This window comes from Bradyrhizobium embrapense (genome assembly GCF_001189235.2).
Taxonomy (GTDB): Bacteria; Pseudomonadota; Alphaproteobacteria; order Rhizobiales; family Xanthobacteraceae; genus Bradyrhizobium; species Bradyrhizobium embrapense.
This window is the reverse complement of record NZ_LFIP02000003.1, coordinates 123713-147857: the sequence shown is the minus strand read 5'-3', so window position 1 is coordinate 147857 and position 24145 is coordinate 123713. Positions and strand designations below refer to the sequence as shown.

At 60.2% G+C, this 24145-nt stretch carries 17 protein-coding genes; 5 read left to right on the top strand and 12 right to left on the bottom strand.

Translation table 11 applies throughout. The annotated features are described in order from the left end of the window. Positions 1-130: 130 nt before the first annotated feature. Together AKN83_RS14810 and AKN83_RS14805 are read right to left on the bottom strand one after the other, a co-directional pair. On the bottom strand, positions 131-574 hold the full coding sequence (locus AKN83_RS14810; RefSeq protein WP_050401017.1) for an organic hydroperoxide resistance protein: 444 nt from the start codon (positions 572-574) through the stop codon (positions 131-133). A 40-nt stretch (positions 575-614) separates the two neighbouring features. Beyond that, the gene (locus tag AKN83_RS14805; protein WP_050401018.1) at positions 615-1922 is read right to left on the bottom strand and encodes an epoxide hydrolase family protein; all 1308 of its coding nucleotides are present in this window, start codon (positions 1920-1922) and stop codon (positions 615-617) included. A 346-nt stretch (positions 1923-2268) separates the two neighbouring features. On the opposite strand from AKN83_RS14805, the gene AKN83_RS14800 reads away from it, so the two are divergent. Together AKN83_RS14800 and AKN83_RS14790 are read left to right on the top strand one after the other, a co-directional pair. Next, positions 2269-5100 (top strand): ATP-binding protein, encoded by a 2832-nt coding sequence (locus tag AKN83_RS14800; RefSeq protein WP_050401019.1) that lies wholly within the window; start codon positions 2269-2271, stop codon positions 5098-5100. A gap of 788 nt (positions 5101-5888) precedes the next feature. Then, the gene (locus AKN83_RS14790; protein ID WP_063695350.1) at positions 5889-10856 is read left to right on the top strand and encodes an NACHT domain-containing protein; all 4968 of its coding nucleotides are present in this window, start codon (positions 5889-5891) and stop codon (positions 10854-10856) included. 749 nt (positions 10857-11605) lie between these two features. Here AKN83_RS14790 and AKN83_RS14780 read toward each other — a convergent pair. From AKN83_RS14780 to AKN83_RS14770, 4 genes are all read right to left on the bottom strand, one after another. Further along, a complete protein-coding gene (locus AKN83_RS14780) occupies positions 11606-12604 on the bottom strand; it encodes a CBASS cGAMP-activated phospholipase (RefSeq protein ID WP_063695412.1) in 999 nt (332 codons plus the stop codon). Then, a complete protein-coding gene (locus tag AKN83_RS42250) occupies positions 12540-13040 on the bottom strand; it encodes a type II CBASS E2 protein (RefSeq protein WP_488226120.1) in 501 nt (166 codons plus the stop codon). Before AKN83_RS42250 ends, AKN83_RS14780 begins: the two co-directional genes overlap by 65 nt. A 56-nt stretch (positions 13041-13096) precedes the next feature. Beyond that, a complete protein-coding gene (locus AKN83_RS14775; protein ID WP_050401023.1) occupies positions 13097-14335 on the bottom strand; it encodes a nucleotidyltransferase domain-containing protein in 1239 nt (412 codons plus the stop codon). Positions 14336-14767: 432 nt separating this feature from the next. After that, positions 14768-14971: a helix-turn-helix domain-containing protein gene (locus tag AKN83_RS14770; RefSeq protein WP_347336826.1), complete on the bottom strand. Its 204-nt coding sequence runs from the start codon at positions 14969-14971 to the stop codon at positions 14768-14770. Between the two features lie 132 nt (positions 14972-15103). Here AKN83_RS14770 and AKN83_RS14765 point away from each other — a divergent pair, with 132 nt between their 5' ends. Then, the gene (locus tag AKN83_RS14765; RefSeq protein ID WP_157113393.1) at positions 15104-15496 is read left to right on the top strand and encodes a hypothetical protein; all 393 of its coding nucleotides are present in this window, start codon (positions 15104-15106) and stop codon (positions 15494-15496) included. 839 nt (positions 15497-16335) lie between these two features. Here AKN83_RS14765 and AKN83_RS14760 read toward each other — a convergent pair. Then, on the bottom strand, positions 16336-16647 hold the full coding sequence (locus AKN83_RS14760; protein ID WP_050401026.1) for a DUF736 domain-containing protein: 312 nt from the start codon (positions 16645-16647) through the stop codon (positions 16336-16338). A 708-nt stretch (positions 16648-17355) separates the two neighbouring features. Continuing rightward, the gene (locus AKN83_RS14755) at positions 17356-19365 is read right to left on the bottom strand and encodes a ParB/RepB/Spo0J family partition protein (RefSeq protein ID WP_157113392.1); all 2010 of its coding nucleotides are present in this window, start codon (positions 19363-19365) and stop codon (positions 17356-17358) included. A 915-nt stretch (positions 19366-20280) separates the two neighbouring features. Between AKN83_RS14755 and AKN83_RS41190 the strand changes: the two genes are divergently transcribed. Next, complete coding sequence (locus AKN83_RS41190; RefSeq protein ID WP_083992072.1) at positions 20281-20544, top strand: hypothetical protein; 264 nt, start codon at positions 20281-20283, stop codon at positions 20542-20544. Positions 20545-20645: 101 nt separating this feature from the next. Here AKN83_RS41190 and AKN83_RS14750 read toward each other — a convergent pair whose 3' ends face one another. After that, entirely contained in the window at positions 20646-21260 is a 615-nt protein-coding gene (locus AKN83_RS14750; RefSeq protein WP_050401027.1) for a cell envelope biogenesis protein TolA, read from the bottom strand. Positions 21261-21411: 151 nt separating this feature from the next. Here AKN83_RS14750 and ligD point away from each other — a divergent pair, with 151 nt between their 5' ends. Further along, on the top strand, positions 21412-22359 hold the full coding sequence (ligD, locus tag AKN83_RS14745) for a non-homologous end-joining DNA ligase (RefSeq protein WP_050401028.1): 948 nt from the start codon (positions 21412-21414) through the stop codon (positions 22357-22359). Positions 22360-22439: 80 nt separating this feature from the next. Here ligD and AKN83_RS14740 read toward each other — a convergent pair whose 3' ends face one another. From AKN83_RS14740 to AKN83_RS14730, 3 genes are all read right to left on the bottom strand, one after another. Continuing rightward, positions 22440-22904 (bottom strand): metallophosphoesterase family protein, encoded by a 465-nt coding sequence (locus tag AKN83_RS14740; RefSeq protein WP_050401029.1) that lies wholly within the window; start codon positions 22902-22904, stop codon positions 22440-22442. Next, the gene (locus AKN83_RS14735) at positions 22901-23404 is read right to left on the bottom strand and encodes an NUDIX hydrolase (RefSeq protein ID WP_050401030.1); all 504 of its coding nucleotides are present in this window, start codon (positions 23402-23404) and stop codon (positions 22901-22903) included. The genes AKN83_RS14740 and AKN83_RS14735 overlap by 4 nt, the downstream gene beginning before the upstream one ends. 68 nt (positions 23405-23472) lie before the next feature. Then, positions 23473-24141 carry an HAD family hydrolase gene (locus tag AKN83_RS14730; RefSeq protein ID WP_050401031.1) on the bottom strand — a complete coding sequence of 223 codons (669 nt, stop codon included), beginning with the start codon at positions 24139-24141 and terminating at the stop codon, positions 23473-23475. Between the last annotated feature and the right edge of the window lie 4 nt (positions 24142-24145).

The following is a 24145-nucleotide window of genomic DNA, read 5'->3' as shown; positions in this document are numbered from 1 at the left end:
CACGTCGTGAGGTTGTCCGGGGCGCACGTCCCCGCTCGGAGACCCGCGCGACGCAATCGCGGGCCTCCGTTGTACGAAACTGGTTGTGGTGGATGGCGCGGCGCCCAGCGATGAAGCAGACGCCGGTCGTTCAAACCACGCGGATGGTCACATCGATGTTGCCGCGCGTGGCCTTAGAGTAGGGGCAGAGCTGCTCGGCGTCCTTAACAAGCAGCTCGGCCATGTCTTGGCCAACGCCGGGCAGGCTGACGTCGAGACGGGCGCTGAGAGAGAAGTTGTCGCTGCCGGCCAGATGCAGGTCGACCTCAGCGTCGATGGTGACTTCGCTCAGAGTGACCTTGCGCTTGCGGGCCGCGAGCCCGATTGCGCTTTCGAAGCAAGCTGACCAGCCGGCGGCAAACAGCTGTTCGGGATTGGTGCCGGCGTGTACCGCGCCGGGCGGCGAGATCTTGACGTCGAGCCGGCCATCAGAACTGCGCGCGGTGCCATTTTCGCGACCGCCGACGGTGTGTGTCCTGGCGGTATAGATCACCTTGCCGGGGTCCTGCGCGGTGGTTGCTTGGTGAAGGGTCATAGTTGTCTCCTGTCGGGTTCGGTGGATGTGCCTGGATGCGTCAGCTCGACTTGCGCAGCGACCGGAAGCCGGCCCGGACTTCGTCCGAGAACAACTTCGGCTGCTCCCAGGCGGCAAAGTGCCCGCCCTTGTCGAGCTTGTTGTAGTGGACAAGCTTGGGATAGGCGCGCTCGGCCCAGCTTCGCGGAGCCTGGTAGAGCTCTTCGGGAAACGCGCTGACGGCTACGGGAATGGCGACATGCTTCGGAGCGAAGAACGGAAGCTTGCTTTCCCAGTACAGCCGCGCCGATGATACGGCCGTGTTCGTCAGCCAGTAGAGCGACACGTTGTCGAGGATGTCGTCCCGGGTCAGGCCTTCCGATTTTCCATCGAGCACGCGTGAGATGAGCGCGAGGCTCCGCGCGTCATGATCCAACATCCAGGCGGCGAGGCCGGCAGGAGAATCCGCGAGCCCATAGAGCGTCTGCGGCCGCCCCGCCATTTCCTGGGCGTAGCCCAGCCCATGCTTGTAGAAGTAATCGAGTTGGTCATAGGCGTGTTTCTCGTCGTCCGAGAGGCCCGACACCGCCGGGCCGCCGTGGAGCGCGTTTTCGACTTCGGCGGGGACAGTGGCCGGCATGTTGGTGTGAATGCCGATCAGTTCCGGCGGCGCCAGCAGCGCCATCTGCTCGGTAACGGCGTTGCCCCAGTCTCCGCCCTGGGCAACGAACTGGGTGTATCCAAGGCGCTTCATCAGCATGATCCAGGCACGAGCGATGCGGATCGGGTCCCAGCCGAGTTCGGTCGGCTTGCCCGAAAAGCCGTGACCGGGCAGCGACGGGATCACGAGATCGAATGCGTCGGACGCGCTGGCACCATGCGCGGTGGGGTTCGTCAGTGGATCGATGACCTTCAATTGTTCGATGATCGAACCGGGCCAGCCGTGGGTGATGATGAGGGGGAGCGCATTCTCATGCTTCGAGCGCACGTGGATGAAGTGGATATCGACGCCGTCGATTCTGGTGGTGAACTGCGGCAAGGCATTCAAGCGCGCCTCAACCTTGCGCCAGTCATAGTCTCGCCAGTAGTGCACAAGCCGCTGGATCGTCGCCAGTTGCACGCCTTGCGATTGGTCCTGGACGGTCTCCCTGTCCGGCCACTTGGTCGCTGCCAGACGGCGCCGAAGATCGACGAGATCGTGTTCGGGGATATTGATGCGGAAGGGCCGAATTGCCGCGTCTGCCGCCGCGGAAGCCGCCTGCGAGGGGAGTAAGCCGGATACCCCGACGACGATCGCGCTCATGGCAACGGCGCCGAGCAATTGACGGCGGTCGGGGTTCATACGCTCGTTTTCGGACTGGTTCGTCATCTTGCATCTCCCTGATCGTTGTTGGCGACCCGACCGGTTGCGTCGCTCGCCCCGTAAAAACACTGGGCCAGATCTCCGGGATTAGCTCGTTATGGATTGTTAGCGATCGTTAGCTGTCGCCAGCGCGGCGGGCTGGGATGCGCTTTCCCAAGGGCGGCCGCCGCGGCCGGGACAGCCGCTGGCGATCTCATAACCAATTGGCACTAATGAGTAATTTGAAATGGCGAGTGCACTGCAGTGTGCGCTACAATTCGGTACGGGCATCGGATATAACGATGGCATCGGACTGCAGACCGCCCGTCTGAACTGTCGACGTGACGCCAATCGCCAAGAACAATGATTTTCAATGCCGACAGAACAGCATAAGGAGATCATCGCGTTCGGTCCGTTCAGCCTGATACCCGCCGAGCGCCTCCTGACTAAGAACGGTGAACGCGTCGAACTCCGTGGTCGGGCTTACGATCTCCTGGTCGCGCTTGTGTCGCGTCCCAACGAACTGATCAGCAAAGCCGATCTGTTGCGGCAGGTCTGGCCTGGCCTCGTTGTTGAGGAAGGCAGCCTCCGATTTCACATGGCGAATCTGCGCAAGGCGCTCGGCGACGGCAGCAATGGCCAACGCTATATCGTGAATTCATCTGGACGCGGCTATTCGTTCGTTGCGGAGATCTCGCGGTCGCCCACCCAGAACATGGGGATAGCAGGTCCGGCGCCGTTCCGGCACGCAAATCTGCCGATACGCCTGCCGATGATCGACCGCGAGGTTGAAATCGATGAAATCCCCGCTCGACTACGCACGTCGCGCTTCGTCACAATCGTGGGAGCAGGCGGTGTCGGCAAGACGACGCTCGCGATCGCAGTCGGTCATCAGTTGATGGAAAGCTTCGATGGAGCCGTAGTTTTCGTAGATTTGAGCATGGTGAGCGATCCCGGGCTGGTAGGAATCATCGTTGCTTCCCTGCTGGGCTTGTCGGTGCAGTCCGAAAATGCGGCGCCCAGTATCGCTGCCTTTCTACGAGATAAACGAATTTTGCTGATCTTTGATACCTGTGAGCACCTCGTGGAGTCGGTTGCAGCTTTCGCATCTTCGATTTTTGGGTCTGCGCCGAAAGTCCATCTTCTGGCGACAAGCAGAGAGGCGCTGCAGGCCGATGGGGAGCATGTCTATCGGCTCGACGCGCTCGCCTACCCCCCTGAGGGCACGGGGCTTACTGCGGAAGTGGCCCGGACGTTTCCAGCAGTGCAACTCTTTGTCGAACGTGCACGCGCCAGCGGAGCACAGTTGCATTTCAGCGACGACGAGGCGCCTGTCGTTGCAAACATGTGTCGCAGGCTCGATGGCGTTGCTCTTGCGATTGAACTCGCGGCCCGGCGGGTGGAGACTTACGGTGTGCATGGCACCGCGGAACTGCTGGATCAGCGGCTGGCGCTCTCTTGGCTCGGACCAAGAAGCGCGCCGCCGCGGCAGAGGACACTCCACGCCACGATAGATTGGAGCTATAGCCTGCTCTCCGACCTGGAGCGGGCTATCCTTCGTCGTCTTGCCGTGTTCGTAGGGCATTTCACGCTCGATGCCGTGACCGCGGTCTGCGGGCAAGACGTTAGCCGAGAGGACATTCTCAACACCATCGACAGCCTGATTAGCAAGTCGATGGTCGCGACGCGCCCGATCGGTACTGTCATGAGCTATCGTCTTCTGGACACCACGCGCGCGTATGCGCTTGACGTCCAAATCGATGACGCTCAGGCAAAAGAGCTCGCCACAAGGCATGCCAACTATTGCATCGAATGGCTGGAACGACGAGGGCGTGATTGGTCGACGTTCTCGAGTGGGCAGGAACGAACTCACCATTTTTCCAAAATGAATAATGTGCGCGCTGCGCTAGAATGGTCTTTCGGCGAAGACGGCGATCCGCGGATTGGAATCAGGCTTGCCGCTGCGGCGGCGGAAGTATTTTTGGCAATGTCATTGCTTCCCGAGTGTCACCGCTGGTCGCAACGCGGACTTGTGGCGCTCAACGCGGAGACGGTTGGTAGCTCGGACGAAATGCGACTTCAGGCAGGTTTGGGCGTTTCATCGTCCCAGATGTACGGCGAGACGGATGCGGTCAACGACGCTCTCAATCGGAGCCTGGCAATCGCGGAATCAAACGGGGATACGCTCTATGAAGCTGGCCTACTCAACATGCAGTACATTTTCCATGGTCGCAGCGGGCACTTCAAGCTACTGCTTGAGTATGCTGAGAGATGTCGCAGCCTCGGCGAACGAACCGATGACGTTGCGATTAAAGCGTTGGCCCATTCCGCCCGCGGTATGGCTTTGCAGTTCTCGGGAGATCTAGGCGGCTCGCGAGTTGAGCTTGAGGCTGTAACCGAAATGATCCTGAACTCTCAGCAGAGTTCGGTCCTGCTTGGCTATGATCCGCATTACCGGTCTATCGTAGCTCTGGCGCGGACGTTGTGGCTGCAAGGATATCCCGACCAGGCCGCTGAACGCATCAGACAGGCAGTCGCGCTATCGGAGGCAACTGGGCATTCGGCCGCTCTAGCGCTGGTCCTGGCGGGCGCCGCTACCGTTTCACTTTGGCGCGGCGACCTCGATTCGACCCAGCGTTATATTGACCGCTGTTATACGTTGGCTGAAGCCAATGCTATGGGTCCTCTGATGGCGATCGCACGATGTCGCAAGGCAGAACTCGCTATCCATCAAGGCAAAGTGCGGCAAGGCGTCGATGATTTGCGCGCCGGTCTCAAGCCGATCCATGCCGCTCGTCACGAACTTCTCACCACCGAGTTCAACATGGAGCTCGCGCTGGGCTTGGCCCAGCTCAGTCAGGCTGCCGCAGGCCTGGAGATTGTCGATGAAACGATCGGCCGCGTCGAGGAAAGCGGCGAACTGTTCCAGTTGCCGGAATTGCTGCGTGTGAAGGGTGTTCTCCTTCAATCGATCCAGGCACATGAAGACGCAGAAAGCTGCTGGAGGGAGGCGATTAGGCTTTCACGGGCACAGGGTGCCGGTTCCTTCGAATTGCGATCGGCAACAGACCTTGCCCGAAACCTCGCCGGTCAAGGAGAACGCAAGCGAGCCATTGCGTTTCTGCAGCCGATCTACGACCGCTTCACAGAAGGGTTTGACACAACCGATCTTAAAGCTGCCGCGGAACTGATAGCGAGATTTTGACAGTAGCCATGCTCAGCAACAGAGCTCGAAATTCCAATTTGTCAGTCCAAGGCGGATCAACCGCTATAACCACATCCATATCCAAGTGGAGATTGAATTTGATGTCAGATCAACTCGAGCCATGTCCCCTTGGGGCAAGAAACCGCTTATAGCGACTGAAACGGCGCCTCAAAGAGCCGACCTGTTCCGGTAATCATGCAGACCGTCGTCTGTGAGCTAAACGAATACCTTTGCGCGATCTCCTCGCCAAATTCCCGAGCCGGGTGCTCGACCAGTGTGAAGTCCATTGTGGCGACGTGTCTCCGTTGTGGGTTTATGGTGCGCTCGGAGGGAGGGTTCATTGTGTGTGATTTCAAAAGGTTACGGAGATGAGGAAGGGCTTAGGTGCATTTCCCGCCAATTGGTGCCTTTCGGTACGAACGCCCAAGCTGCTGTGGCTCGAAATGCAGGGAGACGGCCTTTTCGTCGACTGGCATTTTCATCCTTGGCCGGATCGCTAGCTCGATCCGCATAAGCGCCCGCCCGAATGAGCGCACCCACAACGCCATGCCGAAGGATTTCCGGTTTGCCCAGCAGCGGAATATCGATTCCAGTACAGGAAACATCCGACCGGCGCTCAGCTCTCCATCTGCACGCCTAGCGAAGCCGGAGACAAGAAGACGGCCTTTTGCCGAAGCGAATCACCGCGGCCAAGGCAACCTCATCTCCAAGAACTAGTCAGACCCTTGAAAGTATTGCCGATTTGAGCTCGCTTGCGGCGGGCGCGCCGTAACCTAAATTCGTGGCTCATGGCAAAGGGTAAGACGCGAGCCACGCCGCCCAAACGGACGACGCTCAAGAAAAAAACGGCATCTAAGGGGCCTGCCAAGAAGACCACCAACAAGCCAGGCAAGGGACAGATCTTGCCGGGCCGCAAATCCGCGTCCCAAGCAAGTCCGAAGAAGGAGTCTGCTGACCTGGCAAGGGCTGGCGGCAATGCAACGACAGCAGGCGTGACCTTCCAAGCCTCCGTTGGCGCCGTTTTCGCAGTCCAGATGCTCGCCGAGACTGTCTTGGATGACCGCCTTGGCTTGGGCGACGCAAAGGCTTGCGGGATACGATTTGAAAGTGAAGCGGCGGTCGACGATTGCGGGATCGAGACCGATGTCGGCGGCTGGATCTTTATCCAGGCCAAGACCGGAGTCACGCTCTCCGCCAAGGCCGACAGCGACCTGCGGAAAACCGCCGGGCAAATGATCCGCCTCTGGCATAGCGCCAAAAGGGGCCGCGGGAAGAATGGATGGGATCGGCCGCTGGATCCATCCAAAGATCGCTTGCTACTGGCGGCAGGCCCGACATCGAGTGGCAGCGTAACCCGCGACCTCGCTCGCGCATTGGACGCCCGCCGCGCGCGATACGCGGCGCCCTTGCCTAAGGCGCAGAGCGACGCGTTGACGACATTCGTCAAAGCGCTAAAAGCGGAGTGGAAGACCTTCACCAAGGCGTCCGCCCGCGAGAGCGACCTTCGTGTGCTCCTTCCCCTTGTTTTTGTGATTTCGTTCGACATGGCGGGCGCCGACCGTGCCGCAGCAATCGCCGGAGCCGGCCATCTCGTCACCCGACCGAGTACAGGGGCCAATGCTTTCATTGCGATCGAAAAGCATTGTCAGCACCTGATGGAAGCCAGGCTCGGGGACGGCCCCGTGCAGTTTCGCACTGCTCTGTCCGCTCTTGGCATCTCGCTCAAAGCGCCGCCGCGCTACGAGGTGGATGTGGCGCAACTGGCCCGCTTCAGCGCGGAGACCAGCCGTCGGTTGGCGGAATTTGAAAAAACGACTGTTTCCGGCCTTGACATCACCGTCTCGCGGCACGTCACGCAAGCGATGATGGAAGCCGCACAAAACGGTTCTTTCCTTGTTATTGGCGAGCCCGGCTCAGGTAAAAGTGCCGTCATCAGCGCTGCGGCAGCTGCTCTCCGCGAACAAAAATACGATGTCGTTGAGCTTGCGGCCGATCAGTTGCCGGTTGCCTCGGTGGAGGGTATGCGCGTCGAGCTTGGGCTCGAACACCGCATCGTCGACGTCCTCGAAAATTGGCCGGGGTCAAAACCTGCATTTCTGTTCATCGATGCGCTGGATGCCACGCGAGGCGGCGCAGGCGAGCATGTCTTTCGCAGCTTAATCGACGCCGTCGTCAGGCATCCCTCGGCTCGCTGGAGAGTGATTGCCTCCATTCGCTCGTTCGATTTGCGGATGGGCGAACACTTCCGTGCTTTGTTCAAGGGGAAACCGCCATCCGCGGCCTATGCGAGCAAAGACTTTCTCGATATCCGTCACATCACCGTGCCCCCGTGGACCGATGCCGAATTTTCGGCGTTGCGCGCCAAAGCGCCGTCTCTGGACCAGGCAATAACGCGCGGCGGCGAGAAGCTGCGCGATCTAGCGCGTGTTCCCTTCAACACGCGGCTGCTTGCCGAGCTAATCACGAACGGCGCCACGCCCGAGACGTTCCATAGCGTCGCATCGCAGGTCGCACTGCTTGCGCTCTATTGGCGCAAGCGCGTCGAACAACACGGCAGTGGCGCTGAGCTCTGTCTCCGCGCAGCGGTCGCCGAAATGGTCACCGATCGAACCTTGCGGGCACGGCGCACAACGGCAGCAGCGCCGGACCCCGACGCCTTCGACGCCGTTCAGAAGGATGGCGTCGTGATGCAGTTGTCCGATGTGCGATTGATCGGCTTCCGGCACCACATCTTGTTCGATTACGCGGCGAGCCGCCTCTTCATCGACCCGTTGGATGTTGCGGCAACCGTCGACCGCCTGCGCAATGACCGCAGCTTGTCGCTCATGCTGGCGCCTGCTATTGGTTTTGCATTGCAAGCGCTTTGGGAGACCGACGACCCCGCCCGCGAGGCCTTCTGGGCGGCCGTCTCTCAATTCGCCGGAGGCACCAGCGTCGACCCAGTGGCGCGCAGCATTGCAGCCCGCATAGCATCGGAGCAGCCCCGGCATAAGGATGATTTGCAAGGATTCCTCTTACTTTTGCAGAACGATGCCAGCCGGAAAACGGCAAGCGTCGCCTTCGCACATGTGGTGGGCTCAATCATTGTGCGCGTTGATGACGGGCTTCTAGTCGTGAATGCTGCATGGTGTCATCTTGCCGCGCGCATAAGCAGCGATCTTGAGGGGCTCGCGTGGCCGCTCCGCACCTTGCTTACGCGGTTCAGTGATCGTCTCACAGACCCCGCCATTCAGGCCGATTTCGGCCTCGCGGCACGCGCGCTTTTTGCGTATGCCCTCGATCGTCCCGCCGCCGTGACCTTGCTGCCTATCGCGATCGAGCTGGTCGTGCAAAGCTATCGTTCGGACACGGCGGCGTCGCGCGCCCTCTTGGCGAAGACGCTTGCGGCCGGGCGCCTTGAGTCCCATGCGCATGAGGACATACCGGCTCTGGCACGTCAGGCTAAGTTGCTTCTGGATGCTGATCCCGACTTCCTGGTTGAGATATTTGGGGTGGTCTTCGGCTACAACGTGAGCGATGACAGCGCGACGTCAATAGGCTCAAGCCAGATCCTCGCCCTAACCAGCAACAGGCGACAGGATTACGACCACGCGAAATGGGAGTTGAAGGAGGTCGTGCCGCGCTTCCTGAAAGCGCAGCCGGAAACGGCTATCCGCGCCATTAGTGCCGCGCTTGCAGGCTACGCTCGACAAAAATACGGAGACGTTCGCACTATCGAAGTCCCGACTGCCGGTGTTACGTTGGCGTTAATCGAGGATGACAGCCACATCTGGGCATCCGATCCCAACGATCGCCACGCGCATGCGGACAATGCAGGCGGTATGCTCTTGGCCTTCAAGACACGCCTTGAAACGGCGAGCGATGACGATGCTCGAGCGCTTACGCAATATGTCATTCGCCATGCAAAGCCGCTCGTGCTCTGGTCGCGCCTGTTTCTCGTCGGTGCCGGGCGAGCGGCAGTACTTGGCAGGATTCTTTGGCCCTATGCGAGCTCGACGCCGATTCTGCGGTCGTCAGATACGGCCAAGGACGCCATCGACGTCGTCGCCGCGGTCTACCCTCTGATCGATCATTCGGAACGACTCCGATTTGAAGAGAGAATCTGCGGCGTCACGTACCAGAACTTTAAGAATCCCGAACGCGCGCAGCTAGTATTTCTTGGCCGTCTCTTTGGCGCCATTGGCTCGGCCCACCTTGCCACGGAGCAAGCCCGTCGGTTTATCGTGGCGGCTACGGCCCAGAACATCTCGACCGATAATCGCCGAACCTACGAATTCGAAATGAGGAGTTTGCCGGTCGAGCCCTACTACTGGCTCCCGGAAGGCGTCGACGCAAAGGCGCCAGCCAATGCGAAGATCCTTCGCCTCATCGAAATCATGGATGTAGGAAGCGGCGACCTCCAGAACCGGCTTGCGGCGGCTGAGGCCGTGGCGGCCGCCATCCACAGCGCCGGCACCGACGGCGTCGCGCTGCGCATCACCGAGCACGCGGAGGATCAGCTTGGTTACGTGCTTCCGAAGCTCGCGCGCGAGCAGGACACATTGAGGAAAAGCCCCATGATGGCGGCTCGATTGTGGTCGCTGGTATCGCCGATGCTGACCAATCCCCGCCCGGAAGCCGTGCCGGGCAAGTCCATCGATCGCGGGCCGCGCGCCTCAGCCACCGATGCAGCCTTGCGCCTTTGCACGATCTCGCAGCTGTTCGCAGATAATGTATTCCCTGCCGTCGAGCCCTTCTCCAACGACCCGAACGCCGGTGTTCGCTACGAGTTCGCCAACCATTTCGGGTGTCTTTGGGAATTTAGGAGAGCGGATCTCTGGCGGATTGCTGAGCAATATGTTGAGTGCGCCACCGACAAGGCTGTCCTCAACGCCCTTACCGGCTTCCTCTGCTGGGCAATTCACCATGACGTGGAGCGCGTCGAAGATCTCGCATTGAAGCTTCACCCGCGCGCCGGAAATGAAGAGGACGTGCATGGCGATAGCATGGTCGAGGGGATTGCCAGCGTAGTCACGTTTCTGTGGACCCGGTACGACCGGCCGCGTGCCCACAGCCTAATCCAGGCATGGCTTGCCGAACCGGAGACCTATGATGCCGAGCTCGGGCGTGTCGTTGCGAGCATGCGTGGTCATATCACCAGCGGCTACCAATCGCGCAAAACCATCGAGGTCAAGCTCCGAGCGCATTTCCTGGCGCTTGCAGCTGAAATCGTGGCGCGCGCGGCGTCTTGTCTCGAAGCATTTTATACCAAGGGCGGCGCCGAACTCACGGAACCAGACAGCAAACGCGTGCGCGCCTGTGCACGTCTCATCGATCAGATTGGCGACCAGCTCTACTTCTCATCGGGCGCAGCGGCGCAGGCCAGCGAAGACGTTCCCCTGGCCGGCATCGAGCCCAAGCGAGCATTCCTGCGCGATGCAACACCGATCATCCGACGTCTTGGCGATGTTGCCGTCCCCCATACGATTTACTACCTCATCGAGCTATTGGATTTTCTTCGGCCTGCCGATCCTGAGACCGTCTTCGATCTCATCGCGCATGCGCTTCTCACGGGCGGTCCACGGCATGGTTACGAGTTCGAGCCGATGGCGGTCAATCGGTTTGTGACGATCGTAGGGACATATCTGGCCGACCACCGCGGCATCTTTGTCAGCTCCGATCGGCGCGAGAGCCTAATCTCCTGCCTTGATATCTTCGTCAACGCAGGCTGGCCAACAGCCCGGCGCCTGCTCTATCGATTACCCGAACTTCTCTGAGACTATCGAAGTTTTGTATCGCCGGTTGACTCTCGAATAGTTGCTCAGCGGCTTTTATTGAGACCTCTGCGGGCAAGTCGTCCGATGCCGTGCCACCAAATTCTTTCTTCCGGCGTATCGGATAGCCGAACGTCCTTCACTAACTTTTCATCTCGTAGGTTCCCGGCAGTCCGAGCACCTCCACATCCCAAGCGTGGTTCGTGTGGACGAATTCGTTGCCCCCCTCCCTATCGGTTAGCTTCGCGTACACTAGAAAGTGCGTACCAAGCGCATGCGCACGTCTAAGCGCTTTCGGAAACCTAACTCGGAGATCCCGAGAGATTCCCTGTCCAGCGATCGGACGGACATGCAAATCGCCGTGCAATCCACTCCCGATCTCGCGGTAAGTTTCGACAATTATCCGGATGTAGGGTTCTTCTGGCTTCCCCATACTTGCTCCCGGCAAGCAAACCATATTATGGATACAACCTTGCGGCGCAATTTTGTAAGAACTACCACTCGCCTACTACATTGTCATCATCGTACTATCGCTGGAGCAGCGGCGAAGAAATGTCGGCGCGTGGACAGAGGCGCGCTTATCCCCATGACGCGCAATATTACGATTGGGAAATCTTCCTTACGAACGTCCCAAAGGAATGATGACGAAATGGTTCCTTCATCTCGTCTGAGCCTGCAGCTTTGGTGGCGCGCGCCGAAATCCTGACAATGACCAATAGCGCGCCCTTGACGCAGCGGACGCCAACGAGGAACTACTTGACCGAAGTGTAGAACCGGTGACGGGGAGCGACCTTCTCGACGAATAATGATGCGATGCGCGTCCTATTGGACTCGTAGTCCGACTTCCCCAAGGACGGAAGCACATTCTTTGCGCCACTCCAGTCGTTGAGGTCGATCTCTGCCGCTGCTCCCTTCGGCTCCAATCGCAGAATATTCTCTGGTCCGAGCAGCAGGCAAGCCTGAGCCTGCGCATTGTCAGTCGTAAGGAACATCGCGCCCTTGATGATCTCTCGCCACTGAAACAGACCTCCGCGCAGTGCAAACGAGCCGATGTCGTACGGAGCATTGCCGGTGCCGATCGAGAAGATTTCGATCTGCTCGCGTGTCACATCGTAGGCGGAGAGGGTATCGACTACCGCCGCCATGATTGGATTATTCGACCAGATGCCACCGTCAAGAAAGACGTAGTCGTCGGCGGCGGAATGCCCCTGAAAAAACGTCGGCGCAGCAGAGGTGGCGCGCGCAGCCTCCCAGGCCGCCATCGCGTAGTCCCTCTTGAAGTCCTCATGATGGTCGGTCTTGAGCACCGCGATCTGCGTCTTCGGCCCCAGAAAGGCCGGTATCACGAGCCTCGTGAAGGAGTCGCCGATCGTCTCGTCACGGAACGTCTCGTAGAGTAGACGCTCCAGCTCAGTGTGGTCGTGCAGCGAAGCGCGAAGCTGTCGGAGGAGCCGACGTAGGGGTCGCCTTCTCCACCACTCAGGGAAGACGAGGTGACCATCCTCGACGTACAGCTTCTCGATCGCTGCAGCAGGTTTCTTGAGCCCGAGCCCCAGCGCGATTATGCCGCCGGTGGACGTGCCGGCGATGGTATCGAAATAGTCGGCAATCGGCTCGCCGTCGGTGATCTCTTTCTCGATCAGCGACAGAATGGTCGCCGCATAAATCCCGCGGATACCGCCCCCATCAAGTGACAGAATTCTGAACGGCTTTTCTTTCGGCCAAGGGAGCCTCTTGCGTCGCTCCTTCAGCGAGTGGGCTCGCCTGTCGGTAAATGCTGGCTGCCCGCGCCTCGGCGATGCTCTCGTGACCAACTCCGCCTCCTCGCCACTCGCCCGTAAGATGCCACAGCTCGTAGTACAGCAGCCACTCCGCCGCCCATGGAATCGTGGTATCGGCGATCAACAATCTATTCGACCATTCGCCGCCGTCGGGGTCAAAGAGGCAAAGACCAGAGTTCGCGGGATTGTCGCCGTCAAATAGAAGGTGCGGAATCTGCTCGAATGTGCCGCCGTCTTGGGGCCGCAGAGGTGGATCGCGGAGAACGACATATGGCTTGTAGGAGCCGTCGACCAGCCAAAGGACGCGCACTCGATACCACTTCTGCGCTCCGCGTATCGGACCATCCCACGCCACGAGGTCTTTGTTGAAGACCCTTAGCCTGAACTCGGGCCAGCGCCCGGCCATGCGCGCGTTCTGAGCGCCCACGGTCCGGGGCTTCTGATGACACGAGAGCCCCCGCATTACTCCTCGACGTGAAAGCGATGCGAAGGAGCGGCAACGGCCGTGCTGGCCACGGCGGCAGCGGCAGAGGCGGTGACGGGGATGATTGTCCCGCTCCCGCGCTCGTATCGGAAGGTCTCTCGGCCAGAACTCTTGTCGAGGCGCTTCGCGAACGTCTCCATCGTGCGACGGCTGACTCTCTCGCCGAACAGCGTATCGAAGATTGCTGCGATGTCCTTCATCTCAGCCGTGCGGGCAATCCTGAGCGCATTGATGAGATAGTCCATGTCGTCACTCAGAGTCTTGCGATCAGCCTGGACGCTGGGCCAGCGATCATTCAGCCGATCCGGTGTATAGCTGGGATTCCGCTCGTCGGGACCCGAGTTCGCCGCGAGAGCTGCGTCCATTTCGACCTTCACTTTGGCGGCCAAGCGCTCGAGCTGCGCGGTCAGACCAGCCGGCTCGTAGCCGCAGGTGACCGCCAGCTTGGTCAGGTAGATAGACGGCGGCTTGCGGATGCTACGCCTTTCGTACCTGAGGTTCAGGAACCGTTTCATCAGCTTCAGTGCCAAGACCTGCTGCGAGTCGAGGCGAGGCGGAATGACATCGGGCAGATTCTCTTGCTCGAGTTCCGCCTTGATGGGAGACTGCTGCAACCGATCGACGCCGTATAGGCGGCGGCGCGACTGCAGCGACTTCTCGAACTCGTATGTCGGCTTCGTCACCTCATTGCGGAACCAATTCGAGAAGCCGAACGGGTTAGAGGGCACGCGATATCCGGTCCCGGTGTCGGGGCTGTGGAATATCTCCCCGACTCGCTCAGGGCGCGGCAACTTCGCGGCGTCGAGAATGGTTACGTCCATGTGCATGAAGGCAAACTGCATCTGCACGCAGCGGGTACACCGAACGATCTTTCGCACGTCGGGGAAGCCCTGAAGGGCGTCGAACAGATGGTTCAGGGCATCGTCGTCAGACCAATCTGCCGGCGTCGTCATGTCTACCAGCGCATCGACGTCGAACCGATCCTCGTCAGTCCCGCTGACGATCGTAGCCCCGATCGCCATCGACCCCTGCGCGTACAACATGCTGACGCTGTTCATCAGCGCCTCGCGAAGCGGGCTGATGGGTCGCTCCAAGTGGGGCTTCAGCCTGCGATATCGGTTCTCTGCGACCTCCCGGTCATGGTCGCTGAGTTCGATGATCGTCACGACGTCGAGCAGAAGGTCGTCCAGTATCGGTGCAGTGTTAGGCGCGAGCATTTCTCGTCCCCGAGTAATGACACATAACCTCAATGTAGGAACAAAAAGAGAAACCACAAGATCTAGTTCGAGGAACCGGGTTTTTATCCATATATATGGAGAATCAACGACTTAGCGTTGAAGCAAGTGAAATTGCTCATTTTTCGACGCACGGTGATGAAGGTGGATGATGCTGCGACTCGGTACTCCAAGGCCCGAAGCCACGCGCCCCGCGTGAGCAGTTACCAGTTCTTTGACGTGGTCCGGGCTGGTGAAACCGACCGTCCCTATCCGCATAGGACGTTCGTGATCGTGAAAGACCTATGGCCTCTCCGAAAGGAGCAGTGCTCTTTTCGAGCAGCTCCTCTTTCCTGGCCGTTCACCGAGCTTGCCGTGAACCCAGGCCGCACAGAGCCGTGAGTTCTTCGTTCGTATTAAGCGAACGAGCTATTCCTATTCGTCCTTGAGCAGCTTCCAAGGCTCGATATCGAGACCATTAGCAATCCGGGCCACGTTGTCGATCGACACATTTCGTTCAGAACGTTCAACCCCGCTGAGATAGGTCCTATTCAACCCACTCTCGTGCGCCAGCGCCTCCTGACTCAGACCACGCGCAGCCCGAAGGCGGCGCATGTTTTTCGCCAGAATATCGCGCAAGGGGCCTTTGTGCGTCCGCTTCACATGGACACTTGGGCCAAACTGACGCCTTTAAGGCGACCGCTTTTAAGTTACATTCGACCCGGGAATTTGCTACGAATAGGAGCGGTGCGCGTTCAGTGGGCGAACGACGTGAAACTTCAGATTGGGTCAGCTGAGGCGTTTTTTGAATTGGAATCTGGCGACGCCCCCGTCGTTCGCCAATCGTACAATGCTGGCTACCGGCTTATCGAAACGGGCGAGGTACTCTGTACCGTTCAACTACCCGTCCTGCTCGCTGAAAAAGCAATTCTCGCGCGATCGAAGATCTTGATTGCCCTGACCCCGTCTGGACAGGTCGAGGCAACACTGGGGAACGGTGCAGCAACTGCACTGGTCGACGATCTGGTTGCTCGAGCGGTCGCTGACACAAACCTCCGAATGGAGGAGGCAACAACCGCAGATCTACTGGCTCTCCTGCATCGGCTTGAACGTTCATTGGACCTAGTGAAGGAAGCAATCGCGCGGCTGACAGCGGAAGCCTAGGTGTGCTTGCTGGTTACGCTGAAGTCGAAACCTTGAAGCGCAGCATTGTCGCCGATTGGGACGATCAAGTTCATCAACCTCCTCCGTACATCCAACATGACCTCGAAAAATAGCCGATTCAGTTGGCGCTCAAGACTACGTCTACAATGTATCGCGGCTGACGTTTAGATAGCTCAGCGATCGTATCGCTAGAGCACAATAAGCGAGCGCTCGTTACGAGGTTCGCGGCAGCATCCGATGAAAGACCACGCCGACCATCGAATCGAATTGCTTCCGGCAAGACTGCAGGACTTCTGATACGACAATGCTTCTGGAGCATGGGAACGATTTTTAACAAGCAAACTAGGTATTTGCCTACACAGTGGTGACGAGCGCAGCGCCATTGGTGATAAATCCTGGATGTGCAGACAACCACTTAGCCGCACATCGGCGACAGTGCTTTTATCTTGCCGAGACCCCCTACCGTCTTCTTCGTGCGCCTAGCTTAGCTCAAATTGCTAAGTCAATCTCGAGTGCTCGATCGGAGCCGCACCAAATTGAGCCCTTTCGCTCGAAAAACGACGGGCAATTTGAGCCCTGAGGGCGCGAGCTGAAGCAACATTACCGCGCGTGAGATGGGTGAAATAGCGTCTCCGAAGATCGAAAATCAAAGCTCGATCCGACGAAAAATCGCGATCCCTCGGCCCAAAAGCCGATCAGAAATCGCCCCCGTTGATCGCAGTTCTTGCGCGGGAAAGCTCCTCTTCCGAGCGCAAAAAGCTGCCCTTTTCCTTCCAAAGCGGCGCAAGCAACGCAAAAAGCCCCGCCTCCGAGGAGGCGGGGCCGATGATCCGGAGCGATCAGTCGCCGCTGCGGCGCGACCAGATCAGGCTAAAACCTTCCTCGCCTTCGACCTTGACCAGCGAAGCGTAGATCGGAGCCGGGAAGCTCGGATCATCGAGCTTGACCGAGAGATATTCGCGGTCGCTGTCGCGGACGGTCTTCTTCCAGGCGGCGCCGAACTCGGTGCTACCCGCAAAGATGCGGTAGTCGGGAGCCTTGTCGTTATCCTTTTCGGAGGCCGTGAACTTGGCCTTGATGTTCAGCGTCAGCGTCTTGATCGAGCCGTTGTAGCCGTTGTCCGAAGCGGTGAAGGTGCCGATGGTCGCCATGATAATCTTCCTCTGTTTTGCTCGGGCCGCGCCCATCGCAGCCTCGATGGCGATCCTTGGCCCGGGGGAGCGATCGGCCCGCAGCCCTTGGGCCCGCAGCGGCAGCGGAGGACGGCGAAAGCCTGCTTTTTTGTCTTGCGCGAGGAATGCCGCCGCTTCGCGGCAGGGGAAAAAAGCAGGCGTGAGCTGTTGCGGGAAGGCGATCGAGGCTCTTGCCGTCCCTCGGGCCTGATCAGCCATTCGACGGTGCGTTGGACGCGAGCCCACGCCCAAACTGACCGGGATTAGCATGGCTACCGGCGCCCACCGCAGCACCGGGAAAACGGCGGGATCGATCAAGAAAGGCCGACGTCCGCGCATCAATGACAGGAACGACGCACCAGGAAACGAGCGCGAACTCAACCGCATTTTCGCTTGGGAGAACAACGGCGGCGCCAAGAGTATCCGCCGCAATTGCGTCTCGCCTCACAAGGTCCGGACACGATCTCAGCCCCCGGCCTGACCGCCTAGCTCGGGCAAAGGAAGGCACGAGGCAGCCACTCCGGCCGCGGCAAAAGGCGTGGATCGGATGGATCCTGGCCCGCATGTGAGGGGTGATCAGCGTCGGCAATCGCCGCTTCGCTTCAACTAAACCGGCCGCGCACCGTCAGGTGCGCGGCCGCAAATTTGGAGCTTGCCGGGGCCGTCCTTGCGACCCCGGCTCGCCACTTACTCCGCAGCTTGTGAACAGAAGTCGCTACCCTGCGCCTCGTCTGGCGCAGCCACCTGATCCGTCCTGACCGTCCGCAGCAAGGACGGCAGCCAGCCGGTTGGCACCAGCAGCTGCTCGGCGGCGGCCGCCATCTCGGTCTTTTTCATGCCCGACAAGCGCTCCGCGGCCTCCTCGCTGACGCCTTCACGGACGGCCTCCAGAATGCCAGTTTTGGTGACGCGGCCAAGATAGCTGCCGACCGTCGGCCGCCAATATCCGGTCATGTCGAGGCCCACGGCCTCGGCCAAATGCCGGGCTGCGACGAGGGCGCGCGGCCTCCGGTCGAACGGCAGTTTGACCGCATTGACGGTCAATGCTGCGCAATGCGCGAACAGGGACATGCGGCTGTCGTGGTCGAGTTCAGCCACGAATTCCCACAGCCCACTCGGGTCTTTGGGCATCTGCCTAGCCCAATTGGCATGCCGATCCGACCACGCCTTGCCCGCCGCCGTGTCCTCGATTCCGGCCGCATGCACAGCCAAATCCGTCTTCACCGGTTGAATGCCGACCACATGCGCATTGGCCCCGAAGTAGAAGATTTGGGCCGCCAGCGCATGGGTCACCGCCACGATGGCGACCTCCGGCTGTTCACTCAAATTGAGGCGCAGCCCCAAGGTCCGGTGCGCTGTGAGGTCACGAACCAGCGTGTCGGACAGCCGCTGATCTTCGTCCTCCTCGTCGCTGGCACTCTCCTCTTCTTCACCGTCGTGCGCAGCTTCGACGCCTCTTTCGCCCTCCTCTTCCGAGGCCTGAGCGTTGCCGTCTTGTCCGTTTGTGCCCTCGGGTTTCTCGTCCTCGGGGCGGATGAAACCCCGCTCGACCCGCACCGTGCCGTCGTGATTGAGGACCACGAAGGCGCCGCCGCGCGCGACGTCGGCGGGATCGTAGGCCTGCCGCTTTGCCTCCAGCCGCTCGATTTCGGTCTCCAGCTCGCCGAACCGCGCGTCCACCTCGTCAGGCAGTTCCTGGGCCGTCTGATACTGCTCGGTCAGCCGGTCGAACTCGCTCTGAACGGCCTCAAGCGCGGCCTGATCCTCCGCAGACAGCTCGACCGGATGCGGATACGTTCGGCGCATGCCGTGGGCATGCGGGAAGTCGAGATAGGGCTCCGTCCACTTCCATCCCTCGGCCGCCCGCAACCGATCCGCCTCGCGGCCGAGCCTTGCCGTCACCAGCAGATCGAGCAGCGCCACATCTTCCAGATAGCCGCCGCGATCCTCGGTGAAGAGGTCGCGCAGCACGGTGCCGCCCGCCTCCGCATAGGCCTCGAGCCCGACGAAACGAGCACGCCGATCCGTGGCAGGAACGTGGGTTTCGGTGAGCAGACGGCGGATGGTGGCAGCATCCGGGTCGAAGGGCAGGCGCTCATAGAGGGCTTCCTGCCGGGCATGATCATCGGTGATGGCAAACGCCATCAGTTGCTCAAGCGTCAGATCGCCACCGCGATAGAGCTGCACCAATTTGGACGAAACCGCGCCGAGCCGCAGGCGTTGCCGCACCACATGCGCGGTGACGCCAAAGCGCGCCGCGATCTCCTCCACACCAAAACCACGCTCGTCCGCAAGCTTCTTGAAAGCCTCGAACTGATCGGCCGGGTGCATGCTTTCCCGGGTGACGTTCTCGTCCAGGCTGATTTCGTGAGGGTCGTTCGCGGTGTCGATGACGCAGCGGATCAGCTCGTTTTTCTTGATTTCCTTGCGCTTCACCCGCAGCAGCTGTGCCAGCCGCCGGCCCTCTCCGATGGTCACGCAAAAGAACCCTGTCGCCGCCCCCTCGCCATCGACCTCCGGCTCGACAACCAGATTCTGCAGCATGCCTTTGACGGCGATGCTCGCCGCCAACGCCTGGATCGCCGCCTCGCTGTGCGGCGTCTTGCGCGCATTCTTCGGCGACTTCTTGAGCTTGCCGAGCGGAATCCGAACCTCTGTTCCATCAGGTATTCCAATTGACTTGGCCGACATGATCATTCTTCCTTTTGCTTCCATGGGTGCAAGGCGCACCACGCGCCTGCACCCCTGCCCGTCGGCGAGACCGGGGGTAGCGAGTGCCAGGGCGACCCGAGCGGTGGGGTATCACCCGCCCGAAGGGCCGCTTCGTGAGAAGCGGGTCTGCACAAGCGTGTGTCACATCATCGAAAGTCGACAACGTGAAAGCAGCGCGGAAGACCGGGGAGACCGCTCGGGGCGGCGCCGGCGCCAGCCGGCGCTTTACCCTGGCGCGCGCGAGGGGCAGCGCCCCTTCAATGTCTTCGCGAAGCGGCCGTCCCCGCACCGAAGGTGCGGTGGTTAAGTGATCGCAATGGTGATGCTCTCAAGTGTGAGAATGCTGGGTAGCGCAAACGAAGTTAAATCAAGCCAAAAGCGACCTAATCAAAGAGCAGCCGACGAGAAGGCAGTGATAGCGACGCGGGCATGCAATGACCGCGGGCACCGAGGCGACTGCAGTCGCGAGACCGGTTAACAAGGCACCCGAGCGCGGGACAGCGATAGCGACGCCGGCATGCACTGTGCCGGCAGGGCCAGCGAGCGAGTGCCTCCGGCAAGCGACACATTATATTCTACTGCTTGCGCGAGGGATCGAAGCCGGATGGCCGAGACGCCGTGCGACTCGGTTCACAAGAGCCCGCGCGGCGCTTGCCGCACGCGCTCGAACCAAAACCAGGAGAGCCAAGGCGAGAGAATTAGCAACTGCCTCGCAATATTTGGTTGTGCGTCAAACATTCAAATCCGAATCAACAGGAAACGATTGCGGCTCTTCGAGAAGCCGTGGCGTGTCGGTTATAACACGCCCAACCATGCTCTCTCCTCATTACAAATCGCCGCCCTGTGCTAACGGGGAACGAATGACAGACTTAAGGATTCGTCGTAGCAGGAGCTATCTCAATGTTGACGACGCGAGAACGAAGGCCAGCCATACAGACCCTGCGGGGATGGGCGATCCAGGTACTCCAGGAAGCGGGCGCAATCCACGAGTGCAACGAACACGGTTGGATGCAGGATCGCGCCGATCCGCACGCACGAGAGCGGGCCTTTGATATCGCGCGTGGAGACCCGCCATCAGGCATCTCCCCTGATGCAGCTGCGGCGGAGGTGCTCGACGTGCTGAACTCCATCGGTGATACCTGCCCGGAATGCCCTCCAGGCTAGCTGAGCGCTATAGAAGGGCTTGTGCCGAGCCTCGACGCCAACCCCCTTTACCATTTCAGGGACCAGCTTTTTCGCCACCCTTTTTGCGCACATTGACCTAGCTAGCTCCGCGCCCGCCGCAGCGCAGCTTCCAATCGCGCCTTCTCCTTATCCCAGCGGGTTTCTTCGGCCTGCGACCTCCTCTCGATAGCCTCGACCTCGGCCTGGATGGAAGCGGCCCGCTTCGCGTGCTCCTGCTCTGCCTTATCAAACGCAGCTTGCGCCTTGTCGACCGCCTGCTGACGGCGTTCGCGCTCCTTCTGCCTGGCCGCCTCCTCCCTCGCTTGTTCAAGCTCGCGGCGCTTCTCCTCCCGGTCGTAGTCGAGAGCGGCCTTGCGCTCCGCAACCTTGTCGACGGGGCGCGAGGAATGCTTCTTCGCCTTGGGGCCTTTCAACTTGCGGGCAGCTTTAGTTGGTCTGTCGTCGCCGAGATCAGTTGGCAACTCGGCATGTTCGCTGAAAGATCCGTCAGATCCGACGGGGCGCCTGAGCACGACGCCGGGCTTTGCGATGGTCGCAGCGATGACATCAGGATCATCGCTTTCCTTTGCCGCGCCCTGATGAAAGAGATTGCTGTCTGCGCCCCACGCTTCCAACGCCGCTTTCATGGAAGGAACGGCGATCGCCAGATCGAAGAAGCCCAGCGACGTCTGGTAGGTTTTCAGTTTTCTGGCCATCGGTCTAATCAGGCCCCCCGTTCGATAGTTGAGGTCGCACACTCTATGTTTATCGCGGCGTGCGAGGGAACATGCCATGGCTTTAGGCGTTCCTTCATTCTTGAAGGCCGTCCGTGCATTACGCAACACGCTCTGAAGGATTGGCCCTTGAATGAGCCGGACGTCGACCCTGCCCAAGCGCCTACAGCCGATGCTCGCGACGCTTACCGATGCGCCGTTCGACGACCCCGGCTGGGTTTTCGAGGATAAATACGATGGGTTCCGGATGATCGCGGAAATCCGGCGGGGCAAGGTTTCGCTCTACAGCCGCAACGGCAAAATCATCAGCCGCAGCTATATCGAAGTCGCCCAAGCGCTGGAGGGCGTGAAGGGCGACGCCGTGATCGACGGCGAACTCGTCGCGATCGGAAAAGACGGCGTCTCGCATTTCCAGCTGCTTCAAAACGCGCTGCGTCATGAAGCGAATCTCCTGTATTGCGCCTTCGATCTCATGTTTCAGAACGCAGTTGACTTGCGCAAACGGCCTCTTATAGAGCGCAAGGAGCGGCTGAAAGCGATCCTGCCGCGCCACCGGCTGATCGCCTTCAGCCGTCTCCGCAAAGCGAACGGCACGAAATTCTTCGCCGAGGCCGAGCGGAAGGGTCTGGAAGGCATCATGGCGAAGCGCGCCGACAGCGCGTATGCGTCCGGAAGCCGGACGGCGGATTGGCTGAAGATCAAGACGGCAAAGCGGCAGGAAGTGGTGATCGCCGGGTTCACAGCGCCCAAGCGCACCAGGCCGTTCTTCGGCGCCCTGGTCCTCGCCGTGCGGGAAGACGACAAATGGCGCTACATCGGACATGTCGGCACTGGCTTCAGCCACAAGGTCCTGGAAGACCTTCATGCCAGGCTCGTGAAGCTGACAACCCCAAAATCTCCCTTCGCTGCCAAAGTGAAAGACGAGGCCGCCACGACCTGGGTCAAGCCCTCGTTGGTTGCGGAGGTCAAATTTGCGGAGTGGACGCGTAAGGGCGAACTACGCCAGCCCGTCTACCTTGGGCTCAGGTCAGACAAGCGAGCGAAGGATGTCGTGCGCGAGCGAGAACGTCCGCGCAAATAGCGCTTCTCTTCGGGCGTAGCCGACAAACGGAAGGGCTGACGCACTCGCCACTTCGCCGTGAATTCCCTCCGCGGTGACACTCAGTCGCCTCCCAGGTCGTGGATCTCCGGTCGTATGCCCTCAGGCGTGACCTCGAGCGTCGCGAGCGTGATCGCCAGCTTGAAACGCCGGGGTCCCGCGCTGCCGGGATTCAGGTAAAGAACGCCGCCGACCGTGTCGATCTTCGGCACGTGGGAATGCCCGGAGACAATGACGTCGATGCCGGCGCCGGAATCGGCCTTCAGCGTCTTCAAATCGTGCAGAACATAGATCGACTTTCCCGCCAGGCGCACGAGTTTCGTGTCGGGGTAGTCGCGGGCCCACGCGCCACTGTCCACGTTCCCTCGAATGGCCGTGACGGGCGCGATGCGGCGAAGTGCGTCGACGACCTCGGGGCGCCCGATGTCGCCGGCATGGATGATATGATCGACGCCCGTCAGGCCTCGTTCCGCCTCGGGCCTCAACAGGCCGTGCGTGTCCGAAATGATTCCAATCCTGAACATCATTTCCCGACGCCCTCAACCACGATCGCCAAGAGGCGATCAAGAAACTCAGCTTGGGCGGACAGCATCTTGGTCCGCGCGAGCTCGATATCAAACCATTCGGCGCGGTCGACTTCGGGAAAGCTCTGCCGTCGACCGCTTCGGGGCGGCCACTCGATTTCAAAGGTATTGCTGGTCAGCGCCACCGGGTCAAAACGGCCCTCGCCGACGAACGCGATGACGCGCTTTCCTCCTCGCTGTCGGACTTCCCCCAGCGCATGGAGTGGACCAATCGAAGCACTTGGGCCGAGCTCTTCGGCAAACTCGCGGCGCGCGACGTTCTCCGGCGGATCGTTGGCATTGATTTCGCCCTTCGGAATGGACCAGGCGCCATCATCCTTGTTACGCCAGAATGGACCGCCGGGATGAACAAGCAGTACCTCCAGCCCACGAACACCTTTGCGGTACGCGAGAATGCCCGCGCTCAAGGTCGATCTCGTGGAAGTCTTTTTCACCGCAGCCATGTCGCTCCTATTATGCAAGTAGCAATCGAGAGCTGAGCAGGCGAGGAGCACTGAGGCCCGACGACTGGCTAGTTGCACAGCATAGATCGTTCGAAACAGGCTAGTAGCGCAGCGGGCCCCGGATACACCTCCGCGCATCCGGCTTTCCTCAATTCGTCTTCCGAGAAGCCTCCGCAGAGCACGCCGACCGTGCGAACTCCCGCCTTACGAGCCGCTTCCGCATCGTACGGCGTATCACCGATCACGACAGCGTCGGCGCCATCGATCTTGAGCTTCTTGAGAACGACATTGAAAATGTCCGGCGCAGGCTTCGATTCCTCGGCATCATCTGAGGACGTCGTCACATCTACCAGGTCCGTGATGCCAGCGATGTCGAGATACTTATCGACTTCATCTTTCTTGGCCGATGAAGCAACCGCGATCCGAAGTCCGGCGCCGCGAACACGTCGCAGCAGGTCGGGTACCGCCGAGAACGGACGCACAAGCGGCAGATATTCGTTCTTGAACCGATTGCCGCGCCACTCCTCCAGGTCCTTGCCATGTTCGCGTTGTTCGTCGGCGGACAGAAAAGCGGGTATGAGCTTGTCTCCCCCTTTCCCTATCTGGCTTCGTACCTGTTCAAAACTCACATCGTGGCCGAACTGGAGCATGGCTTCCTGCCAAGCCAGCGCGTGGAGATCCACCGAGTCGAGAAGCGTGCCGTCCAGGTCGAAGATAGCGGCTTTTGGATGTTTCACGACA